General features: G+C 45.3%; 11 protein-coding genes. 5 read left to right on the top strand and 6 right to left on the bottom strand.

Annotation, left to right across the window (positions count from 1 at the left end):
• Positions 1–6 precede the first annotated feature (6 nt).
• Entirely contained in the window at positions 7–966 is a 960-nt protein-coding gene (locus tag H7F26_RS05680; protein WP_003177847.1) for an iron-hydroxamate ABC transporter substrate-binding protein, read from the bottom strand.
• Positions 967–1,139: 173 nt separating this feature from the next.
• On the opposite strand from H7F26_RS05680, the gene H7F26_RS05675 reads away from it, so the two are divergent.
• The 4 genes from H7F26_RS05675 to yidA all read left to right on the top strand — a co-directional run bounded on the left by H7F26_RS05675 (position 1,140) and on the right by yidA (position 4,416).
• Positions 1,140–1,601, top strand: a complete 462-nt coding sequence (locus H7F26_RS05675) for a hypothetical protein (RefSeq protein WP_003177845.1) — start codon at positions 1,140–1,142, stop codon at positions 1,599–1,601.
• 146 nt (positions 1,602–1,747) lie between these two features.
• Positions 1,748–2,398, top strand: coding sequence for an MtnX-like HAD-IB family phosphatase (locus H7F26_RS05670; RefSeq protein WP_003177843.1), 651 nt, complete (start codon positions 1,748–1,750; stop codon positions 2,396–2,398).
• Entirely contained in the window at positions 2,398–3,447 is a 1,050-nt protein-coding gene (locus tag H7F26_RS05665; protein ID WP_003177842.1) for an iron-containing alcohol dehydrogenase family protein, read from the top strand. Before H7F26_RS05670 ends, H7F26_RS05665 begins: the two co-directional genes overlap by 1 nt.
• Before the next feature lie 156 nt (positions 3,448–3,603).
• Entirely contained in the window at positions 3,604–4,416 is an 813-nt protein-coding gene (gene yidA / locus H7F26_RS05660) for a sugar-phosphatase (RefSeq protein WP_009329985.1), read from the top strand.
• Positions 4,417–4,453: 37 nt separating this feature from the next.
• Here yidA and H7F26_RS05655 read toward each other — a convergent pair whose 3' ends face one another.
• Positions 4,454–5,989: an ABC-F family ATP-binding cassette domain-containing protein gene (locus tag H7F26_RS05655; protein ID WP_003177837.1), complete on the bottom strand. Its 1,536-nt coding sequence runs from the start codon at positions 5,987–5,989 to the stop codon at positions 4,454–4,456.
• 426 nt (positions 5,990–6,415) lie between these two features.
• Between H7F26_RS05655 and htpG the strand changes: the two genes are divergently transcribed.
• Positions 6,416–8,296 (top strand): molecular chaperone HtpG, encoded by a 1,881-nt coding sequence (htpG, locus tag H7F26_RS05650; protein WP_009329984.1) that lies wholly within the window; start codon positions 6,416–6,418, stop codon positions 8,294–8,296.
• Between the two features lie 53 nt (positions 8,297–8,349).
• Here the strand turns inward: htpG and glpT are convergent, their stop codons facing one another.
• The 4 genes from glpT to H7F26_RS05630 all read right to left on the bottom strand — a co-directional run bounded on the left by glpT (position 8,350) and on the right by H7F26_RS05630 (position 12,663).
• On the bottom strand, positions 8,350–9,708 hold the full coding sequence (gene glpT / locus H7F26_RS05645) for a glycerol-3-phosphate transporter (RefSeq protein ID WP_003177833.1): 1,359 nt from the start codon (positions 9,706–9,708) through the stop codon (positions 8,350–8,352).
• 22 nt (positions 9,709–9,730) lie between these two features.
• Positions 9,731–10,624: a glycerophosphodiester phosphodiesterase gene (locus tag H7F26_RS05640; RefSeq protein ID WP_071583764.1), complete on the bottom strand. Its 894-nt coding sequence runs from the start codon at positions 10,622–10,624 to the stop codon at positions 9,731–9,733.
• Between the two features lie 255 nt (positions 10,625–10,879).
• Positions 10,880–11,815, bottom strand: coding sequence for an aldo/keto reductase (locus H7F26_RS05635; RefSeq protein ID WP_003177829.1), 936 nt, complete (start codon positions 11,813–11,815; stop codon positions 10,880–10,882).
• Positions 11,816–11,898: 83 nt separating this feature from the next.
• Complete coding sequence (locus H7F26_RS05630; protein WP_003177827.1) at positions 11,899–12,663, bottom strand: DeoR/GlpR family DNA-binding transcription regulator; 765 nt, start codon at positions 12,661–12,663, stop codon at positions 11,899–11,901.
• Between the last annotated feature and the right edge of the window lie 364 nt (positions 12,664–13,027).

The raw sequence follows: 13,027 nt of genomic DNA, 5'->3' as shown, positions 1-13,027 counted from the left end.
GCTTTTTTACTTATTCTCCTTTTCGCGCTTCACCAGCATCTCCGTAATCAAATCAACCTGTTTGCTGACAGAGATCGGATCGTACGGATAGAACGTGTCAAAGTCGTTGATAAAGACACGGTTGTTTTTGACGGCGTCAAGGTTTTTCCAAATGGAAGACTGCTTCAGCTTGTCCAGCGTTTTGCTGTCGCCGTTCGGGTTATAGTCTGTCACGAACATGTAGTCTGCTGCATATTCAGGTACGACTTCCAAGGAAAGTTCTTTGATTTCGCCTTTTTTGAAGATGTCTTTTTGAATCTTTTCAGGCGCCTTTAAGCCGAGCGCGTTGTACACGGCTTGGCCTCCGCGGCCGCCGTTGTCATTGAACACCCAGAATTGGCCTTTTTCTGTGTTTTCATAAATACCGAAAGTAGCATTTTTGTCGACGACTTGAGCGATTTTTTTCCTCGCTGCTTTCGATTTCCGGTCGAAATCGGCAAGGAATTGTTCAGCTTCTTCTTTAGCTCCTGCAATGTCGCCGAACATCTTAACAGTTTCCTGAACATTTTTCGCCGTGTTATAAGGAATCACAACAGTCGGTGCGATTTTGGACAGTTTGTCGTAATTATCATCGTTCATCACGACAATTAAATCAGGCTTCAGCTTCATGACTTTTTCCACATTAATCGGGTCGCCTAAATCCGTTACATCTTTCATACGGTCCTTTAAAAATGGATTGGAGAAAGACCACGAGCCGGAGCCGACGACATTGGCGCCGACCGTGAACAGTTCACCGGCATAAAAGTCTGTCACGATGCGCTTTGGATGTGTTGGAATCTTCACGCTTCCACGCGTTGATTGATATGTTCTTGTCGTTTCTTCAGCCGCTTTTTCTTTGCTACCGTTTGACGCATTGCCGCTTCCGCAGGCGCTGACCACTATACACAACAGCATAACTAAACCGATTATCAATAAGTTCTTTTTCACTTGACCCTCCTGTTGATGTGAAACATATGACATTTCCTAAGTGATAATGATTCGCATTATCAATGTAAATATAGCAGATCAATCCCTCTCTCGTCTATCACTTTTTTTGCTAAGTATGATTAGTGTGGTTTTGGTTAATTTGTTACTATAAACAGAAAAAGGACTGATGAGAGATGGCAGAAACGAACCCGGTGATCAAAAAATTGCAGTTCAAGGATAATGGACAGCCTGTACTGATTGTGAATCCGCCTGAGGCATACAGCGGCGTCATCGCTGAATTTCAAGGCCCTGTTCATCATCACGCCGAATCGGACCAATATGATTTTGTTCAGGTATTCGCAGCGACCAACGCAAAGCTGCAGGCTTTAGCCAAGGAGGCTGAACGTCATTTGGCGGAAGACGGTCTGTTTTGGCTTTGCTACCCGAAAAAATCATCGAAAGTCTACAAAGGATCGGACTGCAGCCGCGATACAGTAGCCGGACTGCTTGCAGACCAGGGCTATGAACCGGTTCGCCAAATTGCAATTGATGAAGACTGGTCTGCGCTCAGATTTCGCAAGGCGGAAAACATCAAAACGATGAAGCGGAAATTTGCCGTAACAGAGAAAGGTAAGCAGCGTACAGATCAAGAATGATTATATACGCCTCCTTTCAGGGGGACGAATATTCAGCTTGTGAACGAAAGTACACAAAAAAGAAATAATATTATGTTCAATGATTCACAAACTTTTTGTATAATGAATCTAATCTTTTAAAATACCATAGAAAAGAGGTATGCAGCATGAAGAAATGGGCATTTGTATCAGACTTTGATGGGACGATTTCCAAACAGGATTTTTACTGGATGGTCATTGATAAATATTTTCCCGAAGGCCGTGAATTGTTCAAGAAGTGGAAGTCCGGAGAATTAAAAGATATCGAATTTTTGGGAACCGTTTTTGCTTCGATTAATCAAAGCGAACAAAAAATCATTGATGACATCCATTCCATACCGATTGATGAATATGTGCCTGACTTCATTCAGCATGTCCAGAAAAGCGGCGGCGACTTCTACATTTTAAGCGCCGGCACGGATTATTACATTCATTATATTTTAAAGAAATACGGGATTACAGACGTTGAGGTCTATTCAAATAAAGGCTTTTTTAAAGAAGACAATGTTCATATGGACATTGATGAGAATCATTGGCATTACTCTGAGCGCTATGGGATTGATAAATCAAAGGTCATTCAAAAGCTGAAAGAAGAGTATGAGACGGTTTATTTTGCAGGCGACAGTGAACCGGATTCGCACCCGGCTAAATTTGCGGATGTTACGTTTGCAAAGGATGCGCTCCAGGATTTGCTGCGTCAGCAGGGGGTGCCATTTGTAGCCGTTGAAACATTTGAAGACATTGAACAATATCTTAAAGAAAAAGGGCGGATCGTCTAATGCCGCGCCAGGTTACCAGCATAGCCATCCCCGCGGTTTTGGACATTAGTGAGGGCGTGCTTGGCCGGTTGGATGAGATATTGAGAAAACATCAGTTTGCCAAGGCGATCATGTTTTTTGACGATTTTTCCTATCAGCAGTATGAGCATTCACTGAAAACCGCATTTCAACATGTTAAAGTTGAAGCCGTTCTGCTGCCGTCCAATCTGGACATACAGGAGCTTTTGAAGCGGGCATTTTCGATCGGGAATTGCGATGTCATTATTGCCATGGGCGGCGGGTATGTTGTGGACTGCGGAAAATACATCGCCTTTTCCAAGCGGACCCCGTTCATCAGCATTCCGACGTCGGCATCCAATGACGGGTTTGCGAGCAGCAATTGCTCGCTTCAGGTCGAAGGAAAAAAAACAACCGTTCCGGCAAGGGTTCCCTACGGAATCATAGCTGATTTGAGCATTATTCAAAAAGCGCCGGATTGCTTTATTTTGGCGGGGATCGGAGATTTGATGTCCAATATTACGGCCCTTTATGATTGGGAGTTTGAGGAGCGGCACGGGGTCGGCGATGTAAATGCGTTTGCGTCGATGCTCAGCAAGAAAGCGGTCAACAGCTTTGTCCGTACGCCGATGCAGGATATTAAACAGCCGATCTTCTTAAAAGAGCTTGTCAGTTCTTTGACAATGGGCGGCATCGCTACGGAAATCAGCGGAAACAGCGCGCCGATCAGCGGTTCTGAGCACCTGATATCCCACGCCTTGGACAAAATTTCGAAAAAACCGCAGATGCACGGCATTCAAGTCGGGGTAGCCACCTACATCATGGCCCATGTACAGGATCACCGGGCTGAGCGGATTGAAAAGGTGTTTACGAGAACGGGCTTTTTCCAATATGTCAAAACGCTGAATCTGAACAAAGATGAGTTTCGCGAGGCGATCAATTTGTCGCACACTGTCAAGCCCAACCGCTATACGTACTTGCATGAAGCCGGCTATCGCGAAAAAGCGCTTCGCATTCTTGATGAAGATCCGATTCTGCAAGAAATATTTTAAGCAGGCCAAGCTTGCCCGAAAAACGCCTTATTTGCTGTAAGGCGTTTTTTCCGTGGGCATCAGATGAAAATGACCGGGAAAAGCTGTGATACAATAAAGAAGGTATGGGTCATAAGTACGATGTTAGGGCTCGATTCTGATCAGGGAGAGTGTAAAATGTACAAACTAATCGCGATAGATATGGATGGAACATTGTTGAATGATCTTCATGAAGTAACAGAGGAAGTACGGAATGCCCTGCATGCCGCGAAAAAACAAGGCGTAAAAATCGTTCTCTGCACGGGCCGTCCCCTCGGCGGTGTAAGCCGCTACCTGGAAGAACTGAATTTAAATGAAGACGGCGATTATGTCATCGCCTATAACGGAGCGCTCGTTCAAAATACGCATACTCAGGAAGTTGTGTCAGAACTGACACTGGGCTATGATGATGTGAAATCGTTATATGAGCTCAGCCAAAAGCTTGATACTCCGATGCACTTTTTTGATTCGGCTTATTTGTATACGCCAAACCGGGAAATCAGCCCGTATACCGTTTACGAATCATACGTCACCAAAGTGCCGCTCCGGTTCCGGACGATCGAAGAAATCCCGCAAGATCTTCTGGCGCCAAAGGCGATGTACATTGATGAGCCGGAAAAGCTGGACCGGACGATCGCCGCAATACCGGAAGACGTCAAGGAACGCTATACAATGGTGAAAAGTTCGCCGTTCTTTTATGAAATTCTTCACCCTGCGGCAAGTAAAGGAAATGCTGTTCAGCAGCTTGCCGACATATTAGGCATCGCGCAGGAAGAAGTGATGTGTATTGGAGACAACGGAAACGACATGTCCATGATCGAATGGGCGGGTTGCGGAGTCGCCATGGGGAATGCGATCCCTGAGGTAAAAGCTTCGGCCGATTACGAAACGCGTACGAATAATGAAAACGGCGTTGCCCACGCCATTCGTGAGCTTGTATTGTCCAAATAAAAAAAGCCGGCCCTTGGAAAGGCCGGCTTTTACTTATTTAACGGCGCCATGCTTCAATCTGCCAGATATGAGTCACCCAGTCTTCATAAAAAGCCGGTTCATGGGATACGAGCAAAATCGTTCCCTTATAGTCGCAGAGCGCTTGCTTTAACGCATGCTTTGCCGATGCGTCAAGATGGTTTGTCGGTTCATCAAGAACAAGCAGGTTGCTGTTTGAAAGCATCAGCTCCGCCAGCCGGACCTTTGCCTGTTCACCGCCGCTGAGCGTAAAAAGGGGCTGGCTGATATGCTTTGGCGTCAAGCCGGATACCGCGAGCGTCTGCCTGATGTCTTTTTCCGGTAGATCAGGATAGAACGCCCGCAATTTTTCAAGCGGTGTATCATGAGAAGCTGGGCTTTCCTGCCTGAAATAGGCCGCCTGTAAATGCTGTCCTGCTGTGACGATGCCGCTCAGAGGCTTGAGGTCGCCGAGCAGCGTTTTGATAAGCGTCGATTTTCCGGCGCCGTTTTCTCCAATAATCGCGATTTTATCGCCCCGTCTTACGGTCAGGGAAAGAGGCTTAAATAATGGAACTGTGTAGCCGGCCTCAAGATTTTCCGTTTTGAGTACAGTCATCGCCGGGTTTCGCCCCGTTTTAAATGCAAAGCTTGGGACATAAGAATCTGTCGGTTTTTCGATTCGCTTGATTTTGCGTAATGCTTTCTCCCTGCTTTTGGCCTGTTTCGCCTTTCGGACTCTGTTCCGGTCGATAAACGCCTCTAACTTTTTGATTTCCCTGTTCTGTTTTGCATATGCGGCTTCAGCCTGTGCCCTGATTTGCGCATACTCCTTCAGAAAATATTGATAGTTGCCGGAATAACGTTTGATCACATGATGCTCCAGATGGAATGTAACCGTCGTGATTTCATTTAAGAAGCGTTCGTCATGAGAGATGACAAGAAATGCGTGCTCATAGTTTTTCAAGTAGCCAGTCAGCCACTCAATGTGAGCGGCATCCAAATAGTTGGTCGGCTCATCCAACAGCAGTACATCAGGCTCTTCAAGCAGCAGTTTGGCAAGCAGCAGCTTTGTACGCTGCCCGCCGCTTAAAGCCGTGACATCCTGGTCAAGCCCGATTTCCGCCAAGCCGAGGCCTTGTGCGGCATCCTCAATTTTCGTTCCGATTTGGTAAAATCCTGAAGCTTCCAGCTCAGCCTGAAGCTCTCCGTATCTTTTCAGGACGGCTTCAAGGTTGTCTCCAGCATCGGCCATTTTTTCGGCAAGCCCATTCATTTCCTTTTCGATTTCAAACAGCCGGCCGTACGCTTTCTCCATGTACTGAAGAATGGTTGTGCCTTCCGTCAGCTTGGCATGCTGTTCAAGAAAGCCGACCCGAATGTTTGGCTGCCATTCAATGTTTCCATGATCGGGCAGAAGGCTGCCCGTCAAAATGCGCAGCAATGTCGACTTTCCGGCTCCGTTTGCACCGACAAGACCGGCATGTTCCCCTTTCAGCAGGCGGAACCCGGCGTCTTGAAAGATCATGCGGTCTCCATATATATGGGTCAAATTCGTTACATGAACAATACTCATGATGATTCTCTCCTTCAGGCTTATTTTTGAAAAAACAAGCCATCTAAAGAGAACAGCGTGAAGCATCGCTATCCTGTCCGGCAAAAAAACGGGTAAGGCAAACTACACCTTACCCGCTACATATTTAAAATACAGCAAGAAAGGATGTCAAATCGTATCAAACTGTTCCCGAGATGGCTTGTCTAAAAAAGGGCAGACTTCTCCCGTCTTTAAGCCAATTCTCTTTTAAGAACAGTTGATAAGATTTTCATTCCTTTCCACCTCATTTTGGTCAAATTTACCTTCACAACACATTATATGAAGCGGAATGCCGCTTGTCAAACCGCTGCCTTATCAATTGACATCGTGTAGGCAGTGTGTTATTTAATTTGTGAACAGAATCGAACGATATATGTATATCATATGAGCAAAAGAGGAGAGGGATAGATGGCTAAGAGAGAATTCAAAGCAGAATCCAAGCGATTGCTGGACATCATGATCAACTCGATTTATTCCCAAAAGGAAGTCTTTTTAAGGGAGCTGATATCCAATGCGAGCGATGCCATCGATAAAATCTACTACAAAGCGCTGACAGATGATTCACTGACATTTAACAAAGACGATTACTACATAAAAATCTCCGCAGATAAAGAAAACAGAACGCTGACCATTGCGGACACCGGAATCGGCATGACGAAAGAAGAGCTTGAAGAGCATCTTGGAACGATTGCCAAGAGCGGCTCGCTTGCGTTTAAACAAGAAAACGAATTAAAAGACGGGCACGATATTATCGGCCAGTTCGGCGTCGGTTTCTACGCCGCTTTTATGGTTGCGGACACCGTCACCGTCATTACAAAAGCCCATGGCAGCGATGAAGCGCATCAATGGGAATCAGCCGGAGCCGACGGCTATACAATCGAACCGGCTGCGAAAGAATCAGCCGGAACCGATGTCATTCTGAAGCTGAAAGAGAATACAGACGATGAAAACTATGATGAATACCTGGATGTTCATCGCTTAAAAGCGATCATCAAAACATACTCTGATTTCATCCGCTACCCGATCAAGATGGATGTCGCGGTCAACAAGCCGAAAGAAGGCGCCGAAAATGAATTTGAAGAAGTCCAGGAAGAACAGACGGTCAACAGCATGGTGCCGATTTGGAGAAAAAACAAAAGCGAACTGAAAGATGAAGATTATGAGGCGTTTTATAAGGAAAAGCATTACGGTTTTGACAAGCCTCTCGCGCACATCCATACAAGCGTAGACGGCGCGGTGAGATACCATGCGATTTTATTCATTCCTGAAAATATTCCGTTCAACTACTACACGAAGGAATTCGAGAAGGGTCTGGAACTGTATTCGAACGGTGTGCTGATCATGGAAAAGTGTCCGGATCTGCTGCCTGACCATTTCAGCTTTGTCAAAGGAATGGTTGATTCAGAAGATTTATCGCTCAACATTTCGAGGGAGATGCTCCAGCATGACAGGCAGCTGAAGCTGATTGCCAAAAACATCAGCAAAAAAATCAAGAATGAGCTGAAGAGCTTGCTGAAAAATGACAGAGAAAAATACGAGTCTTTTTATCAATCGTTTGGCAGACAGCTTAAATTCGGGGTATACAATGATTTTGGAGCCCATAAAGATCTGTTGAAAGACCTGCTGCTTTTCTATTCATCAAAAGAGAAAAAGCTGGTCACCCTTGAGGAATATGTGTCCAGAATGCCTGAAGATCAAAAATACATTTATTATGCATCAGGCGACTCGTATGACCGAATAGAAAAGCTTCCTCAAACCGAGCTGGTTTCGGAAAAAGGATATGAAATCCTTTATTTCACCGAGGATATCGATGAGTTCGCCATCAAAATGCTGGCGAATTATCAAGAGAAAGAATTCAAGTCGGTATCAAGCGGCGACCTCGGAATCGAAAACGATGACGAGCAAAACCAATCTGACGGGGATGACAGCCAATACAAAGACCTGTTTGAAGAGATGAAAAAGACTCTGGATGGAAAAGTGAAAAGCGTGAGGGCGTCAAAACGGCTGAAGACTCACTCCGTATGCCTTGCCGCTGACGGAGAAGTCACCATCGAGATGGAGAAAATCTTAAACGCAATGCCTGACAATCAGCATGTAAAGGCTGATAAAGTATTGGAAATCAATATAAACCACGAAGTCTTCAAAACATTGCAGAATGCTTTTGACAACGACAAGGATAAATTCAAACTGTACACCGGCCTCCTGTACAACCAGGCGCTGCTGATAGAAGGCTTGCCAATTGAAGACCCCGTCGAATTTACGAACGATATATGCAAAGTAATGGCATAAAAATAAAAAAAGATACATCTCAGCTTCTTGCGAGATGTATCTTTTTTTTGATGTTAATGCTTCACAACTTCCTGTCCCCGCACATTCCAAGTCATCGCAAATATGAGTGCTGCGATTGCACATGAAGCGGTTAAAAGCGTAAAGCCCGCATTCCAGCCGGATGCATCGACGATAACACCCATCAGCGCATTCGCCGTCAAGGTTCCGCCCAGGTAACCGAACAGACCGGTCAATCCTGCAGCCGTGCCGGCCGCTTTTTTAGGAACAAAGTCAAGCGCTTGAAGGCCGATCAGCATGACGGGACCGTAAATGAGGAATCCGATCGCGATCAATGATGCCATGTCGATCATCGGATTGCCGGCTGGGTTGAACCAGTACACAAGCACCGCGATCAAAACACCTGCCATAAAGACAAAGCCTGCCGGTCCGCGGCGTCCTTTAAACCATTTGTCAGAGATCCAGCCGCACAGCAATGTCCCCGGAATCCCCGCCCATTCATACAGAAAATAAGCGACGCTTGATTTGCTCATGTCAAAGCCTTTTTCTTCGCTTAAATAGGTTGGAGCCCAATCCAGAACGCCGTAGCGGACGAAGTACACGAAAATGTTGGCAAGTGCGATCGCCCACACCCATTTATTATTTAATACATGTTTGAAAAGGATTTCTTTCGTTGATAATTCCTTTTCAAAGGTTTTCTTCGATTTGCTTGAATAATCGTTGCGGTATTCCTCGATTGGAGGAAGTCCGACAGACTGCGGCGTATCCCGGATCAGCCAGTAAGAAATGACGGCAACGGCGATGGCGACCAAGGCCGGCAAAATAAACACACCTTCATAGCCTGTAGCAGATCCCGTTATGCCTGAGAAGATGGCGACGCCGGCAACGGCAATCGGCGCCATCAGTCCCCCGCCGACATTGTGGGCGACATTCCATATGGCGGTTTTATTTCCCCTTTCGCTGACGCTGAACCAGTGGACAAGGACACGCCCTGACGGCGGCCATCCCATGCCCTGGAACCAGCCGTTTAAGAACAGCATGATAAACATAATGGCGATCGATGAGGTGAAAAAAGGAACAAACCCCATCAAGAGGCTGATGACAGCGGAAAGGATCAAACCGGCGGGCAGGAACATCCTCGGATTGCTCCGGTCCGATATCGTGGCCATCACGAACTTGCTCAGCCCGTAAGAGATGGATAGAGCGGACAAGGCAAAGCCGAGCGCCGACTTTGAAAAGCCCTCTTCGATCAAATAAGGCATGGCAAGCGAGAAATTTTTGCGAATTAAATAGTATGCCGCATAACCGATGAAGATGCCGAGAAAAACTTGCAGTCTGAATTTCTTATATTCCGAATCAATTTGATCTTCCGGCAGCCGCTCAATCGGCGGTGCTGGCTTAAACAGTTTTAACATGGTATTCCCCTTCTTTATTCATTTACTTCTTTTCGCGCAAAACATCGCGCAGCCGGTCCGGAAAGTTGGTGAACATTCCGGTCGCTCCCCAATCGAGCAGCCGCTTCATATCTTCTTTTTTATTCACAGTATAAGGATGGACCAGCATGCCGGTGCGTCGAATCTTTTGCACGTATGCCCGGCCAATGCGGTCAAAGTTCATGCCGAGTCCGACGCTGTAAGATTGATATTGTTTTAATTCGGCGTCAGTAATGGCAGCAGGTTTGTCGTACCATAATAATTGCACTAGCGGAATGTTTGGATTAGCGTTATGAATGATTTTTAAGCTTTCAGGACTAAAAGATTGAATGATGACTTTGCTTGAATGAATGTCTGCTCCGGTCAATTTGTATTGCTTCAGGATGTCCAGGAGCTTTTCTTCCATATGATCATAGTCTTCCGGTGATTTTGTTTCGATATAGTAGCGCGCGCTTCTCCCGAATGTTTGGATGATTTCTTCAAGGGTGGGCACTTTCAGCCCGGCGTACTCCGGTTTTGCCCGCTCAGGATATGCTTCGTTAAACCAGGAGCCTGCATCAAGCTCTTTGATTTCTTTCAGCGTATAGTCTTTGACAAAACCCGTACCATTAGTCGTACGATCCAATGTCTCATCGTGCATGGCGACCAAGTGGCCGTCTTTTGTCATTTGAAGATCGATTTCTATGTAATCGCCTTTCATTTTTTGTCCAAGCTTATAAGCCAAAAGCGTGTGCTCGGGAGCATGCCCCGATGCGCCGCGGTGCGCGACATTTAGTAGCTTGTTCGGATTGAGCTGCGGCTGGGAATGGCTTGCCGCCTCCGCATGCCCGCTGAATCCAAAACTAAAAGCAGCGATTGCGGCCGTTATAAGGAAGATGCTGCGGACTAGTCTTTTCATAACATGATCTCTCCTTTCAAGCTGTTATACAGAATAAAGGTGCCGTCTATTCATTACGATTGCTTTCGCCCCCTCTTAGATGACGAAGAAAAAGAGATCCACAAAAAAACCCCTGGCACAAGAGGGTCTTATTGTGAATCTCCCATTCTCCGTCACTTGTATTAACTTCTTTCCTATCATATCAAAAATGGAAGCGTTGTCAACAGGATTTTAAAAATAAAGAAACCTATCTTTTAAGATAGGTTTCCTGATCATTTAGCGGGCAAACAGCCGGTCGATGAAATCAATGTCCTCTTGAGACAGATTGACTTCTGCCGTTTTGAGGTTGTCAGTCAGCTGATCAGCGCGTTTGGCGCCCGGGATCAACACGTCGATTTCAGGCCGCGCCAAGTACCAGGCCAAGACGATATGGGCGATGTCGACATTATGTTTTTCCGCGATCGGCGCAAGCTGGTTCACTTTTCTAATGTTTTCTTTGAAGCGTTCGCCTTGGAAGTTTTCCATTTCTCTTCTCAGGTCGCCTTCCGGGAACGTTGTATCTTCGCTGTATTTTCCGGCGAGCAATCCGGAGACGAGCGGGAAGTAAGGAACAAATGAGATGTTATGCTCCTGTGTATACGGGAAGAATGTCGTCTCAGCTTCCCTGTTCAGCAGGTTGTATTCGCCTTGGAGCACATCCACCAATCCGTCTTTGTTCGCTTCTTTCAGCTGCTCAAGAGAAAAGTTGGATACACCGATTGCTCTGATTTTGCCTTCCTGCTTCAGTTCATGGAGCGCCTGAACCGCTTCGTCTTTCGGCGTATTTTCATCAGGAAAATGGATATAGAAAAGGTCGATGTAGTCAGTTTGCAGCCGCTTCAGGCTTTCTTCGACGGACTTTTTCAAAAATGCGGGAGAGTTGTCAAAGACAAAATCGTCTCCTTCTTTCTTATGGGCGGCTTTTGTTGCAATCACGACATCTTCGCGGTTGAATTCTTTAAGGACTTCGCCGATTAATTCCTCGGAACGGCCGATGCCGTATATGTAGGCGGTATCTAAAAAAGTGACGCCGTTTCTTATTGCTTCCCGCACCAATTCTTTTCCCGTTTCTTCATTGAGATTCGGATAAAGGTTATGTCCTCCGACAGCATTGGTTCCCAAACCAATCGGAAATACGTGCAAGTCTGATTTGCCAACTTTAACTTTTTTCATTGAATTCCCCTCCTGATATGATGTGTAGATAAATAAACTTGGCCGGCCGCTTGGAAACAGCCGGTCAAGGGCGTCCGCTTCAACTATACATGTTTTGCCAAATGGATTTCAATTTTGCGATCTTTACAGTACACGTGATATTCCTCATCAAGCGCCTGAGATGTGACGATCGCGTGCAATCTGTCAAACGGCGCGTACGTCAGCAGGGTCGACTTCCCGAATTTGGAATGGTCGGCCAGCAAATATACTTGTTTTGCTTTTTCGGATATTTTCTTTTTAATTTCATATTCAAGCAGATCGGAGTTTGTCAGTCCATGGGTAAGTGTTGCGCCGGTTGCCGACATGAAAGCTTTATTAATATTATATTTATCCAGCGTTCCCGGATCATCCATGCCGACGAAGGACTGCGTTTTCCGTTTGTAGTTGCTGCCGATGATGATCAAGTTTATATTTTGCATCGCTGCAGCAGCGTTGATAATGTCGAGGCTGTTCGTTAAAACGGTTACATTTTTATTTGGATCAAGAGTTTCCAATATGGATCGGGTCGTTGTGCCGGAATCAATAAAAATCAGGTCATGGTCTTCAATAAAGCGTGAAGCATAGCGCGCGATTTTTGTCTTGGCATCCTTGTTTTGAATGGTTCTGTTTTCAAAAGGGATCAAGGCCGTTTTTTCGATCGCTGTTACGCCGCCGTAGACTTTTTTTATAACTCCTTTCTCGGTCAGCTTGTTAATGTCGCGTCTGACCGTGTTTTTTGAAACATTAAAGACCTGGCATAGTTCATCAAGCGAAACGGTGCCATTGGTCAAAATATAATCTTCCATTTCTTTAATCCGCATTAACTTCATACTAAGTATCTCCTTCTAGTATATTTGACTAAATATATATGACGAACCCAAAAGTTAACCAATAATTGCTTAAAAAATGATACCATTGGTGATTATTTTTTGCAAGATTTGCCCTGTTTCTTTTTATTATACAATGTTTCCCTAAATCATTTTAACGTTTTCTACAAATCTTACAAAAGAAAAATTTAATGATTTTGATTGACTTATGGGTAAGGCCGGATTAAAATATAACCAAGAAGTGACCAAAACGTGATAATGTTGAGAAATTTCTGATGTGTAAATGTTTTATTGCGTCATGGTTCTTTGGATAAAATCATAGTTCTATTCATTAATTTCTTTTGTAAGCGTTTAATTCCTGTTTTTT

It is taken from the genome of Bacillus sp. PAMC28748 (assembly GCF_014250415.1).
Taxonomy (GTDB): domain Bacteria; phylum Bacillota; class Bacilli; order Bacillales; family Bacillaceae; genus Bacillus; species Bacillus licheniformis.
Note: the sequence above shows the minus strand (reverse complement) of the source record. Positions and strands in the feature narration are given on the sequence as shown.

Coding starts and splice junctions, on each gene's coding strand:
- H7F26_RS05635 (WP_003177829.1), bottom strand. CDS start 11,815: ATGAAAAAAGTTAAAGTTGGCAAATCAGACTTGCACGTATTTCCGATT.
- glpT (WP_003177833.1), bottom strand. CDS start 9,708: ATGTTAAAACTGTTTAAGCCAGCACCGCCGATTGAGCGGCTGCCGGAA.
- H7F26_RS05630 (WP_003177827.1), bottom strand. CDS start 12,663: ATGAAGTTAATGCGGATTAAAGAAATGGAAGATTATATTTTGACCAAT.
- H7F26_RS05675 (WP_003177845.1), top strand. CDS start 1,140: ATGGCAGAAACGAACCCGGTGATCAAAAAATTGCAGTTCAAGGATAAT.
- H7F26_RS05665 (WP_003177842.1), top strand. CDS start 2,398: ATGCCGCGCCAGGTTACCAGCATAGCCATCCCCGCGGTTTTGGACATT.
- H7F26_RS05640 (WP_071583764.1), bottom strand. CDS start 10,624: ATGAAAAGACTAGTCCGCAGCATCTTCCTTATAACGGCCGCAATCGCT.
- htpG (WP_009329984.1), top strand. CDS start 6,416: ATGGCTAAGAGAGAATTCAAAGCAGAATCCAAGCGATTGCTGGACATC.
- yidA (WP_009329985.1), top strand. CDS start 3,604: ATGTACAAACTAATCGCGATAGATATGGATGGAACATTGTTGAATGAT.
- H7F26_RS05655 (WP_003177837.1), bottom strand. CDS start 5,989: ATGAGTATTGTTCATGTAACGAATTTGACCCATATATATGGAGACCGC.
- H7F26_RS05670 (WP_003177843.1), top strand. CDS start 1,748: ATGAAGAAATGGGCATTTGTATCAGACTTTGATGGGACGATTTCCAAA.